The 24458-nt window shown below is 35.4% G+C and carries 26 protein-coding genes and 2 pseudogenes; 21 read left to right on the top strand and 7 right to left on the bottom strand.

What is annotated here, in order from left to right; all coding sequences use genetic code 11:
• Positions 1-175: 175 nt before the first annotated feature.
• Positions 176-1147: a trypsin-like serine peptidase gene (locus ABH961_RS22985; RefSeq protein WP_141545793.1), complete on the top strand. Its 972-nt coding sequence runs from the start codon at positions 176-178 to the stop codon at positions 1145-1147.
• A complete protein-coding gene (locus ABH961_RS22990) occupies positions 1113-1499 on the top strand; it encodes a DUF2606 family protein (RefSeq protein ID WP_048545755.1) in 387 nt (128 codons plus the stop codon). The genes ABH961_RS22985 and ABH961_RS22990 overlap by 35 nt, the downstream gene beginning before the upstream one ends.
• A gap of 62 nt (positions 1500-1561) precedes the next feature.
• On the opposite strand, the gene ABH961_RS22995 is transcribed toward ABH961_RS22990, so the two are convergent.
• Positions 1562-2035 carry a MarR family winged helix-turn-helix transcriptional regulator gene (locus ABH961_RS22995; RefSeq protein ID WP_098048690.1) on the bottom strand — a complete coding sequence of 158 codons (474 nt, stop codon included), beginning with the start codon at positions 2033-2035 and terminating at the stop codon, positions 1562-1564.
• A gap of 143 nt (positions 2036-2178) precedes the next feature.
• On the opposite strand from ABH961_RS22995, the gene ABH961_RS23000 reads away from it, so the two are divergent.
• From ABH961_RS23000 to ABH961_RS23045, 10 genes and pseudogenes are all read left to right on the top strand, one after another.
• A complete protein-coding gene (locus ABH961_RS23000; protein ID WP_098080570.1) occupies positions 2179-2763 on the top strand; it encodes a DUF3238 domain-containing protein in 585 nt (194 codons plus the stop codon).
• A gap of 131 nt (positions 2764-2894) precedes the next feature.
• On the top strand, positions 2895-3479 hold the full coding sequence (locus ABH961_RS23005) for a DUF3238 domain-containing protein (protein WP_098642594.1): 585 nt from the start codon (positions 2895-2897) through the stop codon (positions 3477-3479).
• Between the two features lie 191 nt (positions 3480-3670).
• Positions 3671-3934 (top strand): metal-sensitive transcriptional regulator, encoded by a 264-nt coding sequence (locus ABH961_RS23010; RefSeq protein ID WP_000456206.1) that lies wholly within the window; start codon positions 3671-3673, stop codon positions 3932-3934.
• A gap of 241 nt (positions 3935-4175) precedes the next feature.
• A pseudogene (locus ABH961_RS23015) lies at positions 4176-4307 on the top strand (sulfurtransferase TusA family protein); the annotation flags it as partial.
• A 101-nt stretch (positions 4308-4408) separates the two neighbouring features.
• Positions 4409-5539 (top strand): MBL fold metallo-hydrolase, encoded by a 1131-nt coding sequence (locus ABH961_RS23020; protein ID WP_404520107.1) that lies wholly within the window; start codon positions 4409-4411, stop codon positions 5537-5539.
• Positions 5540-5565: 26 nt separating this feature from the next.
• Positions 5566-5796, top strand: a complete 231-nt coding sequence (locus tag ABH961_RS23025) for a sulfurtransferase TusA family protein (RefSeq protein ID WP_046960279.1) — start codon at positions 5566-5568, stop codon at positions 5794-5796.
• Positions 5797-5826: 30 nt separating this feature from the next.
• Complete coding sequence (locus ABH961_RS23030; RefSeq protein ID WP_098633627.1) at positions 5827-6186, top strand: rhodanese-like domain-containing protein; 360 nt, start codon at positions 5827-5829, stop codon at positions 6184-6186.
• A gap of 14 nt (positions 6187-6200) precedes the next feature.
• A complete protein-coding gene (locus ABH961_RS23035; RefSeq protein WP_098048686.1) occupies positions 6201-6497 on the top strand; it encodes a rhodanese-like domain-containing protein in 297 nt (98 codons plus the stop codon).
• A 72-nt stretch (positions 6498-6569) separates the two neighbouring features.
• Positions 6570-7049, top strand: a complete 480-nt coding sequence (locus ABH961_RS23040) for a DsrE/DsrF/DrsH-like family protein (RefSeq protein ID WP_098048685.1) — start codon at positions 6570-6572, stop codon at positions 7047-7049.
• Between the two features lie 33 nt (positions 7050-7082).
• On the top strand, positions 7083-7847 hold the full coding sequence (locus ABH961_RS23045) for a sulfite exporter TauE/SafE family protein (RefSeq protein WP_048545736.1): 765 nt from the start codon (positions 7083-7085) through the stop codon (positions 7845-7847).
• A 33-nt stretch (positions 7848-7880) separates the two neighbouring features.
• On the opposite strand, the gene ABH961_RS23050 is transcribed toward ABH961_RS23045, so the two are convergent.
• Together ABH961_RS23050 and ABH961_RS23055 are read right to left on the bottom strand one after the other, a co-directional pair.
• Positions 7881-8321 carry a hypothetical protein gene (locus ABH961_RS23050; RefSeq protein ID WP_000642361.1) on the bottom strand — a complete coding sequence of 147 codons (441 nt, stop codon included), beginning with the start codon at positions 8319-8321 and terminating at the stop codon, positions 7881-7883.
• A gap of 148 nt (positions 8322-8469) precedes the next feature.
• Positions 8470-9678: an LCP family protein gene (locus ABH961_RS23055; protein ID WP_141520098.1), complete on the bottom strand. Its 1209-nt coding sequence runs from the start codon at positions 9676-9678 to the stop codon at positions 8470-8472.
• Between the two features lie 314 nt (positions 9679-9992).
• Here ABH961_RS23055 and ABH961_RS23060 point away from each other — a divergent pair, with 314 nt between their 5' ends.
• Positions 9993-10991, top strand: coding sequence for a YhdH/YhfP family quinone oxidoreductase (locus ABH961_RS23060; RefSeq protein ID WP_098681688.1), 999 nt, complete (start codon positions 9993-9995; stop codon positions 10989-10991).
• A 34-nt stretch (positions 10992-11025) separates the two neighbouring features.
• Here the strand turns inward: ABH961_RS23060 and ABH961_RS23065 are convergent, their stop codons facing one another.
• Together ABH961_RS23065 and ABH961_RS23070 are read right to left on the bottom strand one after the other, a co-directional pair.
• On the bottom strand, positions 11026-12681 hold the full coding sequence (locus tag ABH961_RS23065) for a Na/Pi cotransporter family protein (protein ID WP_404520110.1): 1656 nt from the start codon (positions 12679-12681) through the stop codon (positions 11026-11028).
• A gap of 344 nt (positions 12682-13025) precedes the next feature.
• Positions 13026-14228, bottom strand: coding sequence for an MFS transporter (locus tag ABH961_RS23070; protein ID WP_098079830.1), 1203 nt, complete (start codon positions 14226-14228; stop codon positions 13026-13028).
• Positions 14229-14548: 320 nt separating this feature from the next.
• On the opposite strand from ABH961_RS23070, the gene ABH961_RS23075 reads away from it, so the two are divergent.
• The 8 genes and pseudogenes from ABH961_RS23075 to ABH961_RS23110 all read left to right on the top strand — a co-directional run.
• Positions 14549-15637 carry a DUF871 domain-containing protein gene (locus ABH961_RS23075; protein ID WP_098079832.1) on the top strand — a complete coding sequence of 363 codons (1089 nt, stop codon included), beginning with the start codon at positions 14549-14551 and terminating at the stop codon, positions 15635-15637.
• Positions 15638-15713: 76 nt separating this feature from the next.
• Entirely contained in the window at positions 15714-17654 is a 1941-nt protein-coding gene (locus tag ABH961_RS23080; RefSeq protein WP_098079834.1) for a BglG family transcription antiterminator, read from the top strand.
• Positions 17655-17764: 110 nt separating this feature from the next.
• On the top strand, positions 17765-18085 hold the full coding sequence (locus tag ABH961_RS23085; protein WP_048545720.1) for a PTS lactose/cellobiose transporter subunit IIA: 321 nt from the start codon (positions 17765-17767) through the stop codon (positions 18083-18085).
• Position 18086: 1 nt separating this feature from the next.
• Positions 18087-18392 (top strand): PTS sugar transporter subunit IIB, encoded by a 306-nt coding sequence (locus ABH961_RS23090; RefSeq protein ID WP_000275638.1) that lies wholly within the window; start codon positions 18087-18089, stop codon positions 18390-18392.
• An 82-nt stretch (positions 18393-18474) separates the two neighbouring features.
• Positions 18475-19785 (top strand): PTS sugar transporter subunit IIC, encoded by a 1311-nt coding sequence (locus ABH961_RS23095; RefSeq protein WP_002063903.1) that lies wholly within the window; start codon positions 18475-18477, stop codon positions 19783-19785.
• Positions 19761-20039 carry a hypothetical protein gene (locus ABH961_RS23100; RefSeq protein ID WP_000900031.1) on the top strand — a complete coding sequence of 93 codons (279 nt, stop codon included), beginning with the start codon at positions 19761-19763 and terminating at the stop codon, positions 20037-20039. The genes ABH961_RS23095 and ABH961_RS23100 overlap by 25 nt, the downstream gene beginning before the upstream one ends.
• Entirely contained in the window at positions 20029-21114 is a 1086-nt protein-coding gene (locus ABH961_RS23105; protein ID WP_048545715.1) for a DUF871 domain-containing protein, read from the top strand. The genes ABH961_RS23100 and ABH961_RS23105 overlap by 11 nt, the downstream gene beginning before the upstream one ends.
• Positions 21115-21206: 92 nt before the next feature.
• A pseudogene (locus tag ABH961_RS23110) lies at positions 21207-21329 on the top strand (HEAT repeat domain-containing protein); the annotation flags it as partial.
• A gap of 100 nt (positions 21330-21429) precedes the next feature.
• On the opposite strand, the gene entC reads toward ABH961_RS23110, so the two are convergent.
• Both entC and ABH961_RS23120 read right to left on the bottom strand, forming a co-directional pair.
• A complete protein-coding gene (gene entC / locus ABH961_RS23115; protein WP_098642589.1) occupies positions 21430-22821 on the bottom strand; it encodes a cell wall-binding protein EntC in 1392 nt (463 codons plus the stop codon).
• A gap of 457 nt (positions 22822-23278) precedes the next feature.
• Positions 23279-24457 carry an ABC transporter permease gene (locus ABH961_RS23120; RefSeq protein WP_098079838.1) on the bottom strand — a complete coding sequence of 393 codons (1179 nt, stop codon included), beginning with the start codon at positions 24455-24457 and terminating at the stop codon, positions 23279-23281.
• Position 24458: the final 1 nt, after the last annotated feature.

The raw sequence follows: 24458 nt of genomic DNA on the forward strand, positions 1-24458 counted from the left end.
TGAGACATATTTTTGAACGCAGAGTAAAGAATATGACTCATTGTTTGATTTTGTTAAGTCAATGTAATTAATAATGATAATCATTATTAATTACATTGACTTCTAAAAAAAGAAAAACTAGAATTTATAAAGGGGATCTTCAATTGTTCGCTATCATTTGTATAGGAGGTAAGTTATGTTGGATAGCTTTATTTCTATAAGATGTAGGTTGGCTCTTTATAGTTTTGGTGTTCTTTTTATCTTTTTTTGTACAGTATTTTTGGTGAATCAGAAGGTGTATGCAGAAGATGTACCTTGGACATCAGTTTCAAATGAGAGAGACAGGGTGCTGTTTGAAGAACATTCTTTGCGTATTAAGGATGAAGATAGGAGAGAGCTTATTTCAGATCCTTTTGAAGGTCGTAAACATCGAGGAGAGGATTGGGGATATTTATTAAGAGACACTAACTTTAAATATTCATCTAATATCCTTACACATTCTGTAATAGGAAGAGATGATCGAATTAGAGTTATTGATACAACTTTGTATCCTTATCGGACTATGGTGCATTTAGTAATTCAGTTTAATGGACAAGAGGTTTATGGGTGTACAGGAGCATTGATTAGTAAAGATACAGTGCTTACAGCTGGACACTGTATTTACGATAAAAAGCTTGGTGGATGGGCAACAAATGTTATTGCGACTCCTGGTCGAAATGGAAACCAGGCACCGTATCTACCCTTTAGTTGGAAAAAACTCTATTCAGTAAGTGGATGGACTGATGACGGAGATTCGGAATTTGATTATGGAGCTATTAAGCTAGATGGATCTCCTGGGGATTATACGGGTTGGTTAGGATATAGAACTACTAATGTAGAATCACCAAAAGGTTTACTTGCAGTAGTCCCAGGGTATCCATGTGATAAATTAGGAAATGAAGCATATACTATGTGGACAGATTATGGGCCAATTGAAGGCACAAGTCCTAGAATTTTAACGTATAGGATGGACACTTATGGATGTCAAAGTGGAGCACCTGTATATCATGACTATTCTCGTACGGGTGCAACAGTAATAGCTGTCCATACAGCAGGAAGTAATTCTTGGAATTTCGGAAATCGGGTAACAGACAATGTTTTTAATAATCTTAAAAAATGGTCTGAATAAATATAGTAAGCTTATATGGATTTTATGTTGTGTACTGGTCATAACTATAATTTCTGGTTCTATAGCAAATAATGAGGAGAATGATAGTAAGGTTGTTGATTCCGTAACTTTTCATGTTAAAAATAAAGAGAAACAGTCGGTAAAAGATTTTGAAATTATACTTATGAAAGATGCATCACCTGAGCCCAGTAAAGAAATTGGGATTTCCATAGGGAGAACGGATGAAGAAGGAAAAGTTATTTGGAGGAATGTGAGAAAGGGAAATTATATCATATTTTTTCCAAATGGTGAGACGCAAATAGTTAGGGTTAATGATAGAGATGAAACGAGAGTAATAAATATAGTATTGTAGAAAACGAATCCATTTTGAAAAAGAATAATCAAAATGGATTCGTTTTTATATGGAGTTTTTGTTTACCAAACGGGTCGTATATTTGATGATAATTTCCCTGTGTTTTCTTTAGTAACGAATGTTGTTAAGTCTTCTTTGAGCATTTGCATTCGTTCAGCGCCTATATTTTCAATCCATCGTTGCTCTATTTCAGCTACTATTTCTTCTTTCGCTTTCATTACGGCTAAACCACGTTCGGTTAAAATAATGATTTTGCCTCTTTTATCAGTAGGATGTTTTTTGCGCGTGACATAACCACTGTTTTCAAGAGAATCGATCATTTTGCTTACAGCTTGCTTAGAAACCCCTAAATACTCAGCTAATTCTATACCTGTTGCTCCATTAGGAAGAATGCGTTTGAACATAAAACCATGTGCTGGCCTAATATCTTCAAATCCCAATTCACTTAATCTGTCATGCAGTTCAGTAATTAATGTACTGAAAGATAATGATAAAAGTGAAGTAAGGTCTAGTTCGTTAAATGTTTGATGATTCATGTATATAACCTCCGAAACTATAGTCAATTAAGTTGACTACATATGAAACCTATTGTACTATACAGGATATAGTCAATCAAATTGACTATATCCTGTATAGTACAAATAATAATTTATATAAATAGAGTTAACGGAGGTTTCATATGGTTAATATCGTAAAAATTAGAGGGAGTGTATTTGCACCGTATGCGTTGCTGAAACCTATTAAGGATGCTGCAACAGGAAGAGTTTTTGAATACGCCGGAGATGCACGTGAATTTACACCGTACGCTGTAAATTCAAAGCGTTCAAGATTAGAACAAGAAGTGATTGTTGATTTTTATAAAAGAGAAATTTTCATATATGTAGATGCTTGCATCGTTACTGTGAAAATTACAAATTCAGATGGCTCAATTGAGTATCAAAAAGGAGAAACAAGTACAGAAAACATTGTATGCACTAATATTGCATGGGGCGAGGATGAGGTTTCCTTTGAAATGAGAGCAAGTGCAAGTAATCCGTTAAATGCGGCGGCACCCGCAGCAGATTATTTTTTAGCTGTACGAGTGAATACAAGTGGCATTGTGTATATTGAAGGTTTACATGATGGTTTCCCTTGCTATGAATTTTATAAACAAATAGATTTTGGTTCATTTGAAAAAATATATACACATGATTTCAGAGAAACAAATGATGCCCCAGCAGCATTAGCTGGAGAAATGGAATATAGTTTTAAAACGAAAATCTAGCTATAAATATAGCATCATTTGTAAGAAGGAAGTAGCCAACGTAAAAAAGAAAGATTTTAATTATATGGCTGAAATAGTGTTTTTGATTAAATAATGCAGTGTATAAAATTAGAATTATAGAGGTGTTTTTTATGACTAATATCGTAAAAATTAGAGCTAACGTATTTATTCCAATGCCTTGGACAGAACCGAGAAAGGATATGGAAACAGGAAAAATAATTCAATTTGAAGGTGATTCCCGTGAATTTACACCACATGCGGTAAATACTATGCGCTCTAGAGTTGAGCAAGAGGTAGTAGTGGATTTTTATAAAGAAGAAGTGTTTTCATATGCGAACACAGGTATTACGACAGAGAAGATTACGAATCCAGATGGTTCTGTGAATAAAAGAACAGGAAAAGCGAGTACTGAAAATATTGTGTGCACGAATATCGTATGGAACCCTGATAGTGTGCAATTTAAAATGAGTGCGAGTGCAAGTAATCCGTTAAATATATATGCACCTCCTGTAGATTATGTATTACATGTATGTGTGAAAAAGGATGGTAGTATTGATATGCAAGGAGAGCATGATGGATTCCCTTGTTTCGAATTTTATAAGCAAGTAGATTTCGGTTCATTTGAAAAAATATATACACATGATTTTAGAGAAACTGGTGATACAGCTGCAGCACTAGGTGGAGAAATGGATTATAGTTTTACAAAGAGTTTATAAGAAGTAAGATAATAATGCAGTGTAGGTGAGAAATGAAAAAGTCAATAAAATCAGTGGCTTTTGTATTTTTAATATACCTTAGAGGGTTTCAAAAAACAAAACCCTTTACAATGTACCCTATAGGGTATATTGTATTATACAAAGTTACAAAGTAATGTATAATATAGTTATAAATACGGAGGTGGTTTACAGTGGAATATAATCAAGATATGAAAAATAGATTGAAACGTATTGAAGGTCAGGTTCGTGGTGTGCTTCGTATGATGGAAGAAGGAAAAGATTGCCGAGAGGTTATTACACAGTTAACGGCATCTCGTTCTGCACTTGATCGTACAATTGGACTTGTTGTGGGAACGAATTTAGAGCAATGTTTGCGTGAGCAGTTTGAAAGCGGTAATGGTTCAAATGAAGAGTTAATTAAAGAAGCTGTTCAATTACTTGTAAAAAGCCGATAATCTGTCAAACATAAGTGTTGACAGATTTTCAAAAACATTTTAATATACCCCTACAGGTATAAGTATATAAAGTGAAACTTTAATCAGTGGGGTTTTTGTTCATCCCCCACTGATTATCAGCCCTCACCAATCGGGCTTTTACGGGCAGCCCCACTCCCGCCTAATTTCTTTGCTTTCGCTGAATTTTGAGGTGGGGGTCTTACTGCCCGTTAATGCGGGATAAATTATGGAGGAATCGACTATGAGTATAAAAGTGGATATGAGTTTAGATTGTAAAGGTTTGGCCTGTCCGATGCCGATTGTGAAGACGAAGAAGGCGATGGAAGGTTTGACATCAGGGCAAGTGATTGAAGTTCAGGCAACAGATAAAGGGTATTTAAATGTGACAAATGTCATTCCAGGTATGTTAGAGTGGCAAGGAAATGTGGGGAAATAAAATTTTTTAACTGAAAATATACCTATGGGGGTAGTGAAATGAACGTTAAACCGTTACAAGCAAAAGATGTTGCAGAGAAAGTTTTATTCGGAGAGTTATTTATTTTAGATGTTCGTAATGAGACGGATTATGAAGATTGGAAAATTGAAGGGAAACAAATTTCTTCTATAAATAAACCGTATTTTGATTTGTTAGATGGTGTAGATCATATTGTAAGTGAATTACCTAAAGATAAAGATGTTTTAGTAGTGTGTGCAAAAGAAGGGTCTTCTATATTTGTGGCAGAGCAATTAACAGAGGCTGGATTAGAAAATATTTATTATTTAGCTGGTGGTATGAAGGCATGGAGTGAATATGTAAAGCCTATAAAAGTTGGAGATTTAAAAAATGGCGGGAGTATATATCAATTTAACCGCCTTGGAAAAGGCTGTTTATCTTATATGGTCGTTTCCAACGGTGAAGCAGCAGTTATTGATGCAGTAAGAACAATTGAAGCATACGAAGAGTTTGCGAAAGAGCATGGCGTTACGATTACGAGTGTAATGGATACACATTTACATGCAGACCATATTTCTGGCGGACGTAAGTTAGCGGAAAAAGTAGATGGTACGTATTGGTTACCGCCAAAAGATGCGGAGGAAGTTGTTTTCTCATATAAACCGCTCGTTGAAGGATCTGTCATTACGGTGGGGGGTACTAAAATTGAAATTGATGCATTATACTCACCCGGGCATACGATTGGAAGTACATCATTTATTGTAGATGATTCCTATTTATTATCAGGCGATATTTTATTTGTAGATTCAATCGGGCGTCCAGATCTTGCTGGAAAGGCTGAAGATTGGGTGAGTGATTTGCGAGAAACTTTATATGACCGATATAAAGTATTATCTCAACAATTGATTGTGTTACCAGCTCATTATTCAAAAATAAGTGAAATGGACGAGAGTGGCATTGTTAGTGCTAAATTAAAAGATTTATTTGCGTATAATGCAGGATTAAATATTGAGGATGAGGGAGAGTTTCGTAAAGTTGTAACAGAGAATTTACCACCTCAACCGAATGCATATCAAGAAATTCGTCAAACAAATATGGGGCGATTAAATCCAAGTCAAGACGAAGAGCGTGAAATGGAGATTGGTCCAAACCGTTGTGCTGTTCACGAATAAGAAATAAATAAAAAATGGAGGAATAGATGATGGATGTAAAACAAGTATTAGATGCGACAGGTTTAGCATGTCCGATGCCGATTGTAAGAACGAAGAAGGCGATGGATACTTTACAAACTGGAGAAGTGTTAGAAGTACATGTAACGGATAAAGGGTCAGTTAAGGATATTCCAGCGTGGGCAAATAAAGGTGGTCATGACATCGTAAAGCATGTAGAAGAAGCTGATGTGCTGAAGTTTTGGATTAAGAAGGCGTAGTAGTTTCATAAATGTAGAGAGGTTGGTTATATGAATACAATATTAAGTACGCTCTTCATTGTACTGGCTGCAGGATTTGTTATTCCACGTTTTTTACCGGTAAAAGGTGTTCAAAATATAAGTGGAAAAGAATTAAAGAGTATAGCGGGAAAAAAGGGGAAGCAATTTATCGATGTTCGTACAGTAGGTGAATATAGAGGAAATCATATGAAAGGGTTTAAGAATATCCCGTTAAATGAGTTAGTTAGTAAAGCAAATCAATTAGATAAAAATAAGGAAGTAATCGTTATTTGTCAGAGCGGGATGAGAAGTAAGCAAGCAGCAAAGGTATTAAAGAAATTAAGGTTTCAGCAAGTTATCAATGTTTCAGGTGGTATGAATGGTTTGTGAGGAGGGAATTTAAAATGAAAGAAATGACAGTAAAAGAATTAGAAGAAAAATTGTTACGTAAAGAAGAAGTAAATATCGTAGACGTACGTGAAGTAGAAGAAATAGCCGAGGGGAAAATTCCAGAAGCAAGTAACATTCCACTAGGACTATTAGAGTTTCGAATGCATGAGTTGGATAAAAACAAAGAATATATTATCGTTTGTCGTTCTGGCGGAAGAAGTGCACGAGCAGTTCAGTTTTTAGAGAGCTACGGTTTTCAAGCAATCAATATGGTAGGTGGTATGTTAGCGTGGGAAGGTAAAATCGTATAGTACAGAGATAAATGATTTGAGCCTTTTTACAAATGACAAAATACCCCTATAGGTAATCGGAGGGAGAACAACATGGAACAACAGAAGAAAACAACAATCGTTTTATTTAGCGGAGATTATGATAAAGCGATGGCTGCTTATATTATTGCAAATGGTGCCGCGGCGTATGATCAAGAGGTAACTATTTTTCATACTTTTTGGGGATTAAATGCTTTAAGGAAAGATGAGCATGTGAAGGTGAAGAAAACTTTCATAGAAAAAGTATTTGGAAAAATGATGCCGCGTGGTGCAGACAAGATGGGATTATCGAAAATGAATTTTGCGGGTATGGGACCAAAGATGATTAAAGGTATTATGAAAAAACATAATGCTATGTCTTTACCAGATTTAATCGATTTGGCAAAAGAACAGGGGATTAAACTTGTAGCTTGTCAAATGACAGTAGATTTATTAGGGTTAAAAGAGGAAGAGATTATGGAAGGGGTAGAGTTTGCAGGAGTAGGAGCTTATTTAGCAGATGCTTCGGATGGGAATGTAAACTTATTCATTTAGTTCACCTTCTTTTTAGAAGGGAGGGGATGTAAGATGAGCTTAGTCGTATTACTTTTTATAATTGGGTTTATAGGATCGTTTATATCAGGAATGGTTGGAATTGGCGGTGCGATTATTAATTATCCAATGATCCTATATATTCCGGTATTGCTAGGATTTACTAGTTATACGTCACATGAAGTAAGTGGTATTACAGCGGTTCAAGTATTCTTTGCAACTTTTGCAGGGGCATGGGCCTATCGGAAAAGTAATGATATGGATAAAACGCTAGTTGTGTATATGGGAGCAAGTATATTAATAGGAAGTTTCATAGGGAGTTTTGGTGCTAACGTATTAGCGGAACAGACGGTCAATGTTGTTTATGCAGCGTTAGCAACAATTGCTGCTATTATGATGTTCGTACCGAAACGAAATAATAGTGGTGAAGTGACATATAATAAATGGTTAGCAAGCTTGTTAGCGTTTATTGTAGGAGGCGCATCAGGCATTATAGGTGCTGGAGGTTCTTTCTTATTAGTTCCTATTATGCTAGTTATTTTAAAATTGCCGATACGTACAACAATAGCAACATCTATCGCTATTACGTTTATTTCCTCAATAGGGATTACGACTGGAAAAGTGATAACTGGGCAAGTAGTTGTAATTCCAGCTCTTATTATTGCGATTGCAAGTATCTTTGCTGCGCCGCTTGGAGCTCGAGTTGGGAAGAGGATCAATCAAAAAGCATTGCAATATATGTTATCGATTTTGATTGTAGGCACTGCTGTTAAGATGTGGATTGATATGTTATCGAAATAAAAGGATGGCGCTGCTTGCAGCCCATCCTTTTATTTATGCCCAAATAACTTTCATTAAGTTTTTATATTCGTCATTTGCTAATTTATATAGCATTCTCGTATGTTCAAAGACAAGTGCTGGATTGAAATTTGGTTCTGAGAATGCAAGTGATGCTGAAATATCAATTGCATTTTGCTTATTTAACGTGAATTTTGCAAATCGGTAAGATGTGTTTAATTCATTGATGACATGCAAAATATCATTTGTTGATGTTGCATCAGGTACGTGAGCAACATTGAAGCAGTATATATCCACAGTAGGATGTTCGTTTTGGAATGCAGCGATAAGTTGAATTTTTGCGCCAGCTTCGGTCTCTAATCCTACCGAAAAATGAACAGAACCGTCATTTTCATCTATATTTTCTTCCATGTATATATCGTTGGATTTTAAGTAGTCTTTAAAATCTGAGATGTTATGTTTTACTGCAGCTTTCATATGTATGAGCCCCCTGATAATTGGAATAGATTGCTACTATTTATTATAATTTAAAAATATTAAAAAAGATAGTTAGAAAGTTCTGATTTTTAATTCCGAAGAAATAAAAAGAAGCAGTACTCTACCTCCATAGAGAACTGCTTCTTTTTTATTCATTGTCGTTAGATGATGTTTCTGTATCTTCACTGCTATTTTTATTCTTATTTTTAGATTCATTGTTACTTGATTCACGTTCACTTGAATTTTCCGACTTAGATTCTTTTGTTTTCTCTGTGCTTGTTTTCTTTGAATCAGAGTCTGTTTTTGTATATGCAGGTAATCCAAGGTGAGTACGAAGTTCGTTTGTAACAGTTGCTAATTCTTTTTTATCTGGATTGTAGTAATATGTTCGGCCGCCACCAGCAGATTTGCTACATGTATCGTCACCTTTTTCCATATAGCAGTCTTCACCTTGAATTTGTAATTTCTCAATTTCCGAATCCGATCCGTACTTATAGAATGAAAGCATATCATCGAATGTTAAGTTCGTAACGAATTGGCCGTTAATATCATCAATGATGTTACCAACTTTTGTTACAGATCCAACGCTTGTTAGTTTCTTTAAAATAGCTTCAATAACGAGCTGTTGGCGTTGACCACGCATTGCATCACTATCGATGTGGCGCGTTCTAGCAAGGGCAAGAGCTTCTTCACTATTTAGCTTTTGAACACCTTTCTTCAGGTGAATCGCATCAGCAGTATCATTACTATCTTGTTCAGTAAATTCAACTGGTACATCGACTTCAATACCACCTAAATCGTCGACAATTTTCATAAATGACTTGAAGTTAAACTTTACAAAGTAATCAACGGGAACATTCATTAATTTTTCAACTGCATCAATGCTTGCTTGGGGTCCACCATCTTTTCCGTTTTTAGTAGAACCGTATGCATGAGCGTGTGTAATTTTATCTTTTTTCTTTTCCACTGGAATATAAGTATATGTATCTCGTGGAATGCTTAATAGTTTTACAGTTTTGCTATCTTTATTAAACGTTGCAAGTAATAGTGCATCCGTTCTTATAGCTTCACCATATTCTTTCCCGCGGACATCGCTTTCATCAACACCCATGACTAAGACAGAGACGTTATTTGCGATAGGTTTTACAGCTTTATCACGTAAATCAGATTTATCACCGCGTGCTAAATCGTGTGCGGCATTTCGAACAGCAGAAGATGCTTTATTTACTAAAAACCAAGTATAACCGCCACCTATTATTAAAAAGAATAGAATAACGCTTATAATAATTTTTGTTTTTTTCTTACCTTTTTTCGGTTTACTGCGTGTATTTTCTTGCAAAGATGGGTTTTGCTCCATTTCTTGTACTCCTTCATTTGAATTGAAATACGACACTCATATCCACTTATTATAATGAAATTTGACGAAAAAAAACATTACAAATCATTTACATTTCGTAAAAATTCAATATATTTATAAAAAGTCAGATTTTTTATATTTTATTTTTGAGATGTAGAATAAGTATAAGTTGTTTTAGTAGAAATGAAAATATGTATTGTGAGAAAGTAATAGAGAAGTAAGATTTGTTGAAATATAGCCAAGAAGAAATGAGTAGGTTTACTTATTTCTTCTATATAATAAAGAAGAAATTTACGGATAAAGGAGCGAGCATAATGAATCATACATCATTCCGAGCAATCGTTGTGAACGAAACAGAAAGTAAGCAGTTTGTAAGAAACGTTGTAGAGAGAGAAGTAAGTAGTTTACCTGAGGGAGACGTATTAATACAGGTTCATTATTCTTCATTAAATTATAAAGATGCTCTTTCAGCCACGGGTAATAAAGGTGTTACGAGAACATATCCTCATACGCCAGGGATTGATGCAGCAGGAATGGTTGTGAGTAGTGCAGATGAAGCCGTTAAGGTAGGAGACCAAGTCATCGTAACGGGTTATGATTTAGGTATGAATACTTCTGGTGGTTTCGGAGAATATATTCGCGTGCCAGCATCTTGGATCATCCCTTTACCAGAGGGAATGTCATTAAAGGAAAGTATGATGTACGGGACAGCAGGTTTTACAGCTGCTTTATCAGTATATAAGCTTATTGGAGCAGGCATAACGCCTAGTATGGGAGATGTTTTAGTCACGGGTGCAACAGGCGGCGTGGGGAGTGTAGCTGTTAGTATTTTAAGTAAGTTAGGATTTAACGTAGTAGGAGCGACAGGGAAAATGGAAGAGGAAGAGATGCTACTACGTCTAGGAGCGAAACAAGTGATTCATCGTACGGAATTGTATGATGAATCAGGAAGGCCAATGTTAAAAGGGATATACGCTGGAGTTATCGATACTGTAGGTGGACGTATGTTAGAAACAGCTTTAAAAACGGTAAAGTATGGTGGTTGTGTAACGACGTGCGGTAATGTGGCAGGTCAGGAATTACAAACAACGGTATATCCGTTTATTTTGCGAGGTATAAGTCTTTTAGGAATAGATTCTGTGCAATGCCCAGTGGATGTGAGAAGAGATGTGTGGAAGCTCTTAGCAAGTGAATGGGAAAATAATGAGCTACTATCTTATACAGAAGAATGTACATTAGAAGAGTTAGATGAAAAGTTTACACTTATATTGCAAGGAAAGTTAAAAGGAAGAACAGTTGTAAATATGAAATGAAAAAAGAGACGCTTACATTAGCGTCTCTTTCCTATTATAATGATTGTTTTAAATTGATTTTACCTTGTTCACCTAAAACACCATCAGCAATATTTACAGCGTGATCACCGATACGCTCTAAGTTACTTACCATATCAACGAAGATGATACTTGCATCACCTGAACAGCTACGCTCGTTTAGGCGTAATACGTGACGTTTACGAAGAACACGTTCCATTTGGTCGATTTTGCGTTCTTTTGCAATAACTGTTTGAGCTAATTCAGTATCGAAGTTTGTTAAAGCATTGATTGCATCTTGTAATGTTGAAATTGTTAACTCAAGCATTTCATTTAGTTCAGCTAGTGCTTCGTCTGATAGTGAAACACGGTTTGAAATTTGGAAATCTACAAGTTCTACAAGGTTTTCTACATGATCACCGACACGTTCAATATCTCCAACAACACCAGCTAAAACGGAGTGTTTTTCAGAGTCTGAAGGTGAAAGCGGCTTTTCTGATAGTAAAACTAAATACTCGGTAATTTTTTTATCTAAATTGTTAATAGCTCCTTCTAATTGAGTAGCCATGTTTTCGTGCTTTTTGTCTTGTGTATTTAAATATTGATTCGCTTCTTTTAAGCCATGTAATGAAAATTCAGCCATACGCACAACCTCTTTTTGAGCTTCAGTTAAAGCGATAGCTGGAGATTGCTCAATAAAGATTGGATTTAAATGTTGTGGTTTGAAGTTAATAGATGAATCTTCACCACGAATAATTTTTGTTACGATCCATGCTAATACTGCAATAAATGGGAACTGAATGATTGTATTTGTTACGTTAAATGTTCCATGTGCAAATGCAATTGTCATTTCTGGATTTAAGTTTAATGACGTTTGGAAATATTGGATTAAACTTGTAAATGGTACTAATAAAATTGTAAAGATAATGGTACCGATAATATTAAAGATAACGTGAACTAATGCTGCACGTCTTGCGGCAATTGAAGTACCGATTGCTGCTAATACTGCTGTAATTGTTGTACCGATGTTATCACCGAACAATACAGGAAGAGAAGCTTGTAAATCAATAGCACCTTGACCGAATAGTTCTTGTAAAATACCGATTGTTGCGCTTGAGCTTTGTACAATTAAAGTGAACACTGTACCGACAATAATTCCTAAAATTGGATTGTCACTCATGCTAACCATTAACTCTTGGAATGACTCTAAAGAGCGAAGAGGTTTCATACCTGCGCTCATTAATTCTAAACCGAAGAATAACATACCAAAACCGAATACAACTTGACCTACAGAATGTACTTTTTTATTTTTAAAGAAGAATAGTAAAATCGCTCCAACTGCCATAACTGGGAGCGCATATTCTCCGATTTTAATTCCGATAATAAATGCAGTAACTGTCGTTCCGATATTCGCACCCATAATAACACCGATTGCTTGTCTTAATGTCATAAATCCGGCACTTACAAGTCCGACTGTTAAAGCGGTTGTTCCTGAACTTGATTGGATTAATACAGTAACTAACATACCTGCTAGTACACCCATAAGTGGGTTTGTTGTAAAGCGATCTAAAATATCGCGAAGACGATCTCCAGCTGCTTGTTGCAGTCCATCGCCCATGTATTTAATACCGAATAAGAAAATACCTAATCCACCAATGAACTGGAAGATCATATCTTGAATATTGTATTCCACGCATTCCACTCCTTAAATTTCATGTACGATGTAATTATTAACTAAACCTTGAGGCACTGTAAACGGTTTATCAGTAAAATTTACACTAAATTTACAAAGGGGTGAAAAGTTTACAATTCTTTAAAGAAATAGCTGGATTTTATTGGTTTTATACCTATATAAACAGTGTTTTTTGTAAAGAAATCACACTTTTTAGAATAGTATTGTTCAGTTGGATATGAAGGAAAGCGTCTGCGAGTTCATCGTATATTTTTTGATGAAAGTTAAAAAAATATGTAGGGAAATGATTGTATTAATTTTTCCTTGTGACTCATTCCGCTTTTGCATATAAAAAAGCTACTGAATTATCCAGCAGCTTTTTCTCTGTTTTTATCTCCATGCTTTTGCTTTCTTATACTTGTGATGTAAATGAACAGGAAAGCAATAAGTAATAGAGAGGAATAGCGATATACAGTTGCGTAGTTTGTAAAATGTGCAATGAATCCAAAAATAATTGCGCCAGCACCAATTCCAAGGTCAAACGCTGAGAAGAATGTAGCTGTTGCGACTCCTCGTCGGTGCGGTGCTACTCGGTCGATCATCCATGCTTGTAATGCCGGTTGAATCGCTCCAAAGCCACTTCCGTAGCATGCTGCTGCAATAATTAAACTCGGAATGGTAGTTGTATACGATAGTAAAATAATACCTGTAAACGTAATAATAACTCCTGGAATAATAACGAATGCATGGCCTTTCGCATCGTATAATTTTCCAGAAAACGGACGAGTGACAGCAATTGCTAGAGCATTAAATAAGAAGAAAAGGCTTATATCAGCAATTCCGACTTCCGTAGCAAATAATGTAATAAAGCTCCCGATTCCACCGTACATTAATGTAATACATAATATTAATAATGAAGGAAGTAAAGCTTTGCGCTCAATAAATCCATCGAGAAAAGTACCAGATGTATGCTGTGGTGGTTGCGGCGATTTTTTGATTTGAAGTAGTTTCGTTAATATTAATGAAACAATTGTACATGAAAGTGCACATAAAAAAAGAATCGTGAAGTTATATGTTTGCATAAGCCAAATTCCGATAAGTGGACCGAGCGCCATTGCAATCGTTCCAGAAAGACCGAAATATCCCATGCCTTCGCCGCGACGAGCTTGCGGAATTAAATCTGAAACGACAGTTCCATATGTAGTCGTTGTAATACCAAAGCCAGCTCCGTGTAAAATTCGCACGGCAAGCAATAGGAAGACGGTTGAAGCGAAAAGATAACTACCCATAGCGAGTAAACAAATAGCAGTACCGATCATTAAAATGATTTTTTTATTGAATTTTTGCAAGGCGTTTCCAGTCAGTGGTCGAACAAAAAGTGCCGCCACGGTAAACATGCCTACAACAAATCCGATATTAGAACTTGTGCCGCCAATTTCTTTCACATAAACAGGTAAAGTAGGAATTAACATTTGAAACCCTAAAAACATACATAAGTTTGCAAAAATTAAAGCGACAAACTCTTTCGTCCATAACGATTCTCGTTTTACGAGTATTGCTTCTCCCATATATTCATCCCCTATATAAAAGTTTTCTCTGTTCTTTCGAGTATATGTATTGGTCAATGTAACAGTCAAGGAAGGTGCCTTGAAAACGTATAACAATTTTCGAGGTGGAAAAACTGACAAATTTGTGTAAAAGCTACACAACTATGAAAAAAAGTTGTAAAGTATAGATGTATAGACTTGTAGTTGTTATGAATGATAGAAATTGTTTTTTCTTTAAAGAAAGCGGATTCAAAAAGTAGTGAATGAGAAGGGGATACATACTTTTTCACTACATATATTTGAAAAGGTTTACAAAACAATGAAGAAAGAGGCGTGTACATATGAGACGATTAGGTATTTCTATTTATCCAGAACATTCAACAGTAGAGAAAGATAAGGAATATTTAACATTAGCAAGTAAATACGGATTTACACGTGTATTCACATGCTTATTGTCTGTAGATGGAGAAAAAGAGAAAATTATAGAAGAGTTTAAAGAAACGATCTCTCATGCAAATGCATTAGGGTTCCAAGTATTAGTTGATATTAGTCCGTCTGTTTTTACACAATTAGGTATTTCATATAATGATTTATCTTTCTTCCATGAGTTAGGAGCGTACGGTATTCGTTTAGATGTTGGATTCTCTGGTTTAGAAGAATCGATTATGACTTACAATCCATACGGCTTAAAAATTGAAATTAATATGAGTAACGGTACGAAATATGTAGATAACATTATGAGCCATAGACCAAATCGTGAAAATTTAATTGGTTGCCATAATTTTTATCCGCATCGTTATTCAGGATTATCATACGATCATTTCATTAAATGCTCGAAACAATTTAAAGATTACGGTATGAGAACGGCTGCGTTTATATCATCATTTGATGCAACGTACGGACCTTGGCCAGTAACAGAAGGGTTATGTACGTTAGAGCAGCATCGTGAATTACCGATGACAACACAAGCGAAGCATTTATTTGCGACAGAATTAATTGATGATGTTATTATTGCGAACGCGTATGCGTCAGCAGAAGAATTACAAGCACTAGGTACATTAAATAAAGAGAAACAAACATTTGATATAGGATTATATGATACAACAACAGAACTAGAAAAAATTATCGTATTAGACGAGCCTCATTTTTACCGCGGAGATGTATCTGAATATATGATTCGCTCGACACAAAGTCGTGTGAAATATAAGAAAGAAGAGTTCAAACCGCATAATACACGCGAAATTAAACGCGGTGATCTTTTAATTGATAATGAACAGTATGGTCAATATAAAGGTGAATTACAAATTGCGTTAAAAGATATGGTGAATACAGGAAAAACAAATGTAGTTGGCCGAATTGTGGAAGAAGAAATTTTCTTATTAGATTATTTACAAGCATGGGATAAATTCGGATTTACATTAAAGAAATAGATAAAATGAAAAAGGAAAAAACTACTGACCTCAGCAGCTTTTTCCTTTTTATATATAAATTGTGAGAGGAAGAGCTATGACAAAAGTGCATCAGCGATTAATTTCTATTTTAGAGGAGTTTTTAGAAGAGAAATCGATGTTAAATCGAGCTTTTTTAGCGAGCCGTTTACATGTATCAACGAAGACGATTCAAAAAGATATAAAATTATTAAATGATATATTGGAAGAAAACGGGGCGAAAATTGAATCGCAAAGAGGAACTGGATACGAACTAGAAATTATACAGGCGAAGAAATTTGAAGAGTTTTGCTTGAGTCTATTTCAAAAACAGACGGAAAAGATCCCGACTTCTTATGAAGAAAGGATAGCGTACATTCTGCAACGTATTGTAACGACAGAGGGGTATGTGAAGCTTTCACAGTTAGCTGAGGAGATTTATGTGAGTAAATCGACTGTAAATTTAATTATGAAAGATGTGACAGATATATGTGGTCGCTATCGATTACAAATTGAAAAGAGACCGTATTATGGTATACGTATTGTGGGAGAGGAGTTTCATATTCGGTCTTGTTTATCACAATATGGTTTACCGCGCTATGATCATACTCCGTTTCATGAGCAATTTGAGCAGAGGGATACATATTTATCGTTACCTCATATACCGCTTATCCGTTCAGTTATCTTAAAGTATATCGAGGGAGGAACGATATATTTATCAGATATAGAAATTGATAATTTAGTTATTCATATTGCAATTGCAATAAGGCGTTGTGAAGATCAACATTATATGAAAGGACTGAATGCGGAGCAATCAGAACTTATCATAAAGAAAGAATATACAATTGCGAAACAGATTGTAGGAGATTTAGAGAAAGAGTTGCATCTTTCATTTCCAGAAGAAGAAGTTTTATATGTGACGATGCATTTATTAAGTACTGCTGTTACAGCGAGAGATCGTTATGAAAATGTGGAAGAACTATTAGGGAAAGATCTATATGCATTTATGCAACATATTCTTTTTAAAGTAGCGGAAGAACGGAATCTTATTTTTTATTATGATGAAGAATTATTATTTGGATTTGGTGTTCATTTAAAAACGTTATTAAACCGTTTGAAGTATAAGTTAAATACGAGAAATCCTCTTTTGGCAGAAGTGAAAAAGAATTATCCGTATGCTTTTGAAATTGCGGTTCTCGTTGGAGATATAATTGGTGATTATACGGGAGAATCGATTCCGGAAAGTGAAATTGGTTATATTGCGATTCACTTCGGGGGAGCGATGAGTCGTTTACAGGAACAGAATCAAAAGAAAAGATGTTTACTAGTTTGTGCGACTGGTCAAGGAAGCGCCCAGCTATTGAAATATAAAATTCTATCACAGTTCCGAGATAAATTAGAGATTGTAGGGATTACAGGTTATTATCAATTGAAAGTGGAAGACCTTTATAAAGATAAAATAGATTGTATTATTAGTACGATTCATATACCGAGTGGTTTGCCTGTTCCTGTTATAAAAGTGAACTCAATATTTGATGATAAAGAGATTAAGTCGATCGGTCAGCAGTTGTTTACGCATGTGAATACTAGTGTGCAGCAGTATATAAAGGAAGATTTAATCTTTTTAAATCATAGTGCTTCTACGAAGGAAGAGGTTATCCAGTTTTTATGTGAGAAAGCAGCTGAGAAAAACTATGTACCAGAAAACTTTTATGATTCTGTTATGGAAAGAGAGAATACATCTCCTACAGCCGTTGGGAATTTAGTTGCAATTCCACATCCGATGCAGCTATTAAGTGAGAAAACATTTTTGATGTTTTGTACACTTAATAAAGCGGTTGACTGGGGAGATAAGAAAGTACAAGTTATTATTTTATTTAGTGTAAAGCGCAATAATAATGAAGATTTACAAAAGCTTTATGATTTTTTATATGATATTATGTCTAGTCAAAGTGCGATAGAGAAATTAACTCAGGCTGGAATGATTGAAGAATTTCAAGAGATTTTACTATCGTTTTGAAAAAGTATATAAAAACTTCCGTTACACAACGGAAGTTTTTTATGTTTAATTGTATGCGTTTTCATAATAAGATAACAATATAGAAAAAAGATAGCTTGGGGGAATTTAAAATGAATGATATGCAAACTCCATTTGCGTTAATTTTACATGGTGGCAATGCGAGAAGCGCGGCGCTTGAAGCAATCGCTTTTGCAAGACAAGGAGATTTTGAGAATGCGAGTGAAAAGATGATGCTTGCTAGTGAAGAGATTTCAGCAGCTCATCGCATTCAAACAGACTTAATTCAAGAAGAAGCAAGAGGAAATCATGCAGAAATCAGTTTATTGTTGGTGCATGCACAAGATCATTTAATGAATGCAATTACAGTGAAAGAACTTGCTGAAGAATTTATTACTCTTCATAAACGAGTGGAAGAGAAAGTGACAGTATAACATGTACATTTTATTATGTTGTGCAGCGGGCATGTCAACGAGTATGGTTGTAAGAAAAATGCAAGAAGAGGCAAAGAAACAAGGGAAGGATTATAAAATTAAAGCAGTTGATTCAGAACTTGTGAAACTGGAAATAAAAAATGCTGATGTTGTTTTAATCGGGCCACAGGTGAAGTATTTGTTTCCAGCGGTACAGTTTCTTGCGAAATCATACGATATACCGGTTGCAATAATAGAACAAAGAGATTATGGCATGTGTGACGGTTTAAAAGTACTGAAACAAGCAGAACAATTAGTTTTAGCATAAATATATTTTTTTAAATATAAACATTATAATGTTATAACTTTATTTCGTTCTTTCGTAGTAAAGAGAAAGAGGAGGGGTATTGATGAATGGTTTTATGAGTTTTATGGAACAAAAAATTATGCCAACAACGCAAAAGATTGCAGGACAACGACATTTATTAGCAATTCGAAACGGAGTTATTTCTACATTGCCGTTAACGATTGTCGGATCATTTTTCGTTATCTTTTTAAATTTACCAATTGATGCGTATATGGAGTGGATTGCGCCATTTCGCCATATTTTAGATATTCCATTCCGATTCACAGTAGGTTTAATGGCGTTATACGCAGCATTTGGGGTAGGAGCTTCACTCGCAAACTTTTATCAGCTCAATCAGTTAAGTGCAGGGTTGTTATCTGTACTCGCCTTTTTACTAGCATCAGTTGAACCAATTCAAATTACGAAAGCTGTACCAGGTGTTATTGATGCGGGAAGATATATTTCAGTAGGAACATTAAGTGCAACGTCTTTATTCGGCGCAATTGTTACAGCTTTAATTGCAGTAGAAATTTATCATTTTATGATTAAGCATAATATCTCGATTAAATTACCAGATAGTGTACCACCAGCAGTTGCAAACTCGTTTGCAGCATTAATTCCAACTTTAGTCGTTATTCTTTTATTCTGGGGTATTCGTTACGGTTTAAAATTTGATGTAAATACAACAATCACATATTTAATCGCACCACTAAAATCAGTATTAGTAGGAAATAATTTATTCGGCGGTTTATTAACAGTATTCTTAATCGTGTTCTTCTGGTCATTCGGTATACATGGCCCAGCCATTTTAGGACCAATTATTCGTCCGATGTGGGATTCAGCAATTCTTGAAAATATGGAAGTATTCACAGCTACAGGAAATGCACATCAATTACCAAACTTATTTACAGAGCAATTTATTCAATGGTTCGTATGGATCGGTGGATCAGGCTCAACGTTAGCTTTAGTTATTATGTTTATGTTCTCTAAATCTAAGTTCCTAAAAGAGTTAGGTAGATTATCATTCGTACCAGGTTTATTCAATATTAACGAACCGATTATTTTCGGGGCACCAATTGTAATGAACCCAATCTTAATTATTCCATTCGTTATTACACCGTTAGTGACAACGACAGTATCATATTTCGCAGTTGTTTCAGGTATGATTCCGCTCATGATGGCGAAATTGCCATTTACGATGTTAGCTCCAATTGCAGCGATTATTAGTACAGACTGGACAATTATGGCTGGTGTACTTGTACTTATTAACTTTGTTATCTCATTTGTTATTTACTATCCATTCTTCAAAATGTATGAAAAACAACAATTAGCAGGAGAGGAGAAAACAGAATGCTCGGAGCAATTATCATCTTAATTACATTTGTAGCGGGGCAGTGTATTGCACATTATTCAAAATGGGTACAAAGTAAATCTTTATTAGTTTTACTACTCGTATCAATTTTATTTATCGGTTGTTCAATGGGTGCTTATGTAATGTTGGGATTACAATCACCATACGTAATTATTGTACCAACGATTTTATGTGCAACATGTTTATCTGCAAAATATAGATTTACGAGCATGGCATTAATACAACGTGTGAAGGAGATGCAAAAGCATGGAGCGTAAATTAGGAATTTCACTTTATCCAGAGCATTCAACGAAAGAACAAGATATGGCATACATTTCGGCAGCGGCACGCCACGGTTTTTCAAGAATATTCACATGTCTATTATCTGTGAATCGTCCAAAAGAAGAAATTGTAGCTGAATTTAAAGAAATTATTAATCATGCAAAAGATAACAATATGGAAGTTATTTTAGATGTAGCTCCGGCAGTATTCGATCAACTTGGTATTAGCTATAGTGATCTATCATTCTTTGCAGAGTTAGGTGCAGACGGTATTCGTTTAGATTTAGGTTTTGACGGATTAACAGAAGCAAAAATGACGAATAATCCGTACGGCTTAAAAATTGAACTAAACGTAAGTAATGATATTGCATACTTAGAAAATATCCTTTCGCATCAGGCGAATAAACCAGCTTTAATTGGTTGTCATAACTTCTATCCGCAAAAGTTCACTGGTCTTCCGTATGATTATTTCATTCGCTGTAGTGAACGCTTTAAAAAGCATGGTATTCGCACGGCAGCATTTATTACGTCACATGCAGCTAATATCGGTCCATGGGATATTAATGACGGATTATGTACGCTAGAAGAGCATCGTAATTTACCGATTGAAGTACAAGCGAAACATTTATGGGCGACAGGGCTTATTGATGATGTGATTATCGGAAATGCTTATGCGAGTGAAGAAGAGTTAGAGAAACTAGGAAACTTAAATCGTTACATGTTACAGCTGAAAGTACACTTTGTAGAAGAAGCGACTGAAGTAGAAAAGAAAGCGACACTGCAAGAATTACACGTAAGACGCGGCGATATAACAGAATATATGGTACGTTCTACAGAAGTGCGTAAAAAGTATAAAGACTATGATTTCCCAGTGCGCGAAAGTGTATTACAGGAAAGAGGGCAAGTTGTAATTGGAAACAACTTATTTGGTAAGTATAAAGGCGAATTGCAAATCATTCTAAAAGAAATGCCGATAGATGAACGGAAAAATATTGTCGGTACAATTGCAGAAGAAGAGTTATTCTTACTAGATTATGTAGGAGCTTGGACGCAGTTTACTTGTGTGGAATAGGAAAGGGCAGGAGAGGATGCTATGGCATCCTCTTTTTTTGTTGAAATAGTAATCTATCGTATATAGAATGCAAAGAGATAGATTTAATTTGGACGGGAGAGAAGGAGATTGTCATCGCTCTTCGTTTTTTACATAAGTTTGTTAATCATGAAGAAGTTTTAAAGGCGTTTGATAAAGTATATAAAAACCGAGGGAACTTATTTATGTCAGAGTGAAAGTTGCTTCGGGATCATATTAGTTACTTTCAAGAGAAAGTTAGAATGCGAGAATCAAAAAAAGAGTCAGCCTCAATGAGACTGACTCTTTTTATACGAACTAGTTTAATACTTTCACTGTAACTGTTTTACGTCCCCAGTTACTAGATGTACCTTTATCAGGCATTAAAACGTCGATTTTATTTCCTTTAATAGCTCCACCAGTATCACCAGCGATTGCTACTCCGTAACCTTCAACCCATACTTTTGAACCTAATGGAATTACACTTGGGTCAACTGCAATAAGTTTCATATTTGGATTAGCTGTTAAGTTGTGACCTAAAGCTGATTTTACTTGGTCGCCTGCTTTATAACCATTTTCAAGTGGATCTGCTGTGTAAGCTGTTGCTACAACACGTAACTCACGAGAAGATGATGGTGCACTTGTTTCAGTTTCTTTTGCAACAGGTTGTTGTGTAGCAGGTTTTTGAGCTTTAGCCGCTTCACGAGCTTCAGCTGCTTCACGAGCTTTAGCTGCCTCTTGAGCTTTAGCCGCTGCTTGAGCTTCAGCTGCTGCCTCGGCTTTAGCTGCTTCACGAGCTTTAGCTGCTTCTTGAGCTTTAGCCGCTGCTTGAGCTTCAGCTGCTGCCTCGGCTTTAGCTGCTTCACGAGCTTTAGCTGCTTCCTCGGCCTTAGCTTCTGCTTGAGCCTCAGCTTCTGCCTGAGCTTTAGCTTCTGCCTGAGCTTTAGCTGCTTCACGAGCTTTAGCCGCTTCTTGTGCTTTAGCTTCTGCTTGAGCCTCAGCTGCTTCACGAGCTTTAGTTGCTTCTTGTGCTTTAGCTTTTGCTTGAGTTTCAGCTACCTCACCGGCTTTAACTGCTTCACGAACTTTAGCTGTATCTTGAACTTTAGTTGTTTTTTCAACTTTAACTGCTGGCTGAACTTTAACTGGAGCTTTACCTGTCAAGTAAGGAACGTGAACATAAGCTGTTTTTCCGTTATATTCAAATTGAATCCAGTCATTTTGTACTTGGTGTGTTGTTTCAATTACATCATCTTGTTTCAATTTACCAAGAATTTCTGAGTCTGTGTTTGCACCAGCACGTACGTTTAATACGTTTGCTGTTACGTAGTAAGTGTCTTTTGTATAGTCAGCGCTAATGAAAGCTTCTTTACCGCTATTCAATTTCACTTTTGACCATCCGTTTTCTGTATGTAAAACGTTAACTTTATATCCATCTAATAACTTTCCGACAACTTGTGATTCAGTAGTTGGGTTTTCTCGTACATTTAGTACATCAGTCGTTACGATTGTTTCTGCTTTAGCAGATGTTGTGAAAATCCCAAGACCAAAAACCGCTGCTGTTGCTATACCCATAAATTTTTTCATAATAGCCTCCATTGCATTTGTTTTCGTTGACCTCATTATAGCAACCATTATTTTCTTATTTGCGAAAAACATAAAATTACAAAGCTTTCGTAACGGGGCATTAATATTCTGTAACAATTCCATAAATATCCTGATATCGCTTCCTTGTTGTTTTTTGGCGTATTAGGGCATATGGAACACAAAATGAGTAGTATTTCAATTGCTGTAACATTAATAATATTACAGCAATGTTTCTTGTAGATATCTATATCGTTACAAAAGTAGTGCATTTTACTGTTTAAATGAAAAAATAGTTATGAAATAATAATCTTTTTAGACGTAAAAAGATATAAATGAGGTGAAATTTAATAAAATATCGATATAATTGTTACAAAATCAGTCGAAGTATGGAAAAAATTACGCCTTGATTTTCATCTGTTACATGGTATTTTTGCAATAATAGAATTTGATAATAGCCTTAGTACCTATAAATAATGAAGCGCATTAGAATGATAGTTGTAACGTGAAACATATATAATAGAAGAAACACGATTTAATAGGTAAATAAAAAACGCAGGAGTGTAAACTCCTACGTTTTTGTTTATTCATATCGTAAACATTCAATTGGATCCAGTTTTGCAGCTTTGTTAGCTGGAAGTAAACCGAATATAATACCGATTAACATTGAAATACCTACTGCAAGAAGTCCAAGTTCTTTTGAGACAACGAGTGGCCACCCAGCAAAGATTGAGACGATCCAAGCGAAGAAAATACCGAGCATGAATCCGATGAAACCACCAAGTCCTGTTAAAATACAAGATTCGATTAAGAATTGTGTTAATACTTTACCACGTGTTGCACCAAGAGCTTTACGAATACCAATCTCTCGTGTACGTTCTGTTACAGATACGAGCATGATGTTCATTACACCGATACCACCAACAAGTAAGGAGATAGCAGCAATACCACCGAATACCATTTTCATCATACCGATTGATTCGTCTAGTTGTTTCGTAAATTCACCTAAGTCTTGTGCTTCGAATTTGTGCTCAAATTTAGGAGCTTTCATTTCGTTTAAAACAGAAACAGCTTGTTTTTCTACACTCTTACGTTCAGTCGGAGAGGTCATTGTTAATCTTACAGAGTCATACTCATTTACTCCTGAAATGACAGGCGCGTTTTCAAGTGATGTATAACCTTCAGGCATAGGCATTCCAAAGTCGTTTTTCGTTTCGTATACACCGACTATTTTATACGGCTTTCCTTTTATATCTGTGTATTGATTTGATTCCCAACCACTACTAAATAATTTGTTGAAAGCTTCTTCATTTAATATAACAGCAGGGATTGCTTGGTTTAGTTCACTGTCATTTAATTCACGACCGTGAACTAATTTTATTTTCGAATCTGTCATAAAGGCGCCTGTTCCACCTTTTAAATCAAGATTTACATCTTTTGAACCAGCAGATGCTTTTACTTTCATACTTACGTCTGGATACACATCTTTTACGCCTGGTATAGTTTGCAGACGTTTTAGCATATCAGGTGTGATTTTGGCACTATCTGTTCCGTAATCAGGATTGTTGTAGTAAATCGTTACTTCGTTATCTTTTCCTTGGCCTAATTCTTTTTTAAACTTTGCGTTTGTACCATCACCCATTGAAATGATAGTAATAATGGCACTAATACCGATAATAATACCTAACATCGTTAAGATGGAACGCATTTTATGAGCAAAGATAGAGGAAAGGGCCATGCGTATATTTTCACTCGTATTCAAA

Origin of the sequence: Bacillus sp. RC251 (genome assembly GCF_044908765.1) — a bacterium.
GTDB classification, from domain to species: Bacteria; Bacillota; Bacilli; order Bacillales; family Bacillaceae_G; genus Bacillus_A; species Bacillus_A wiedmannii.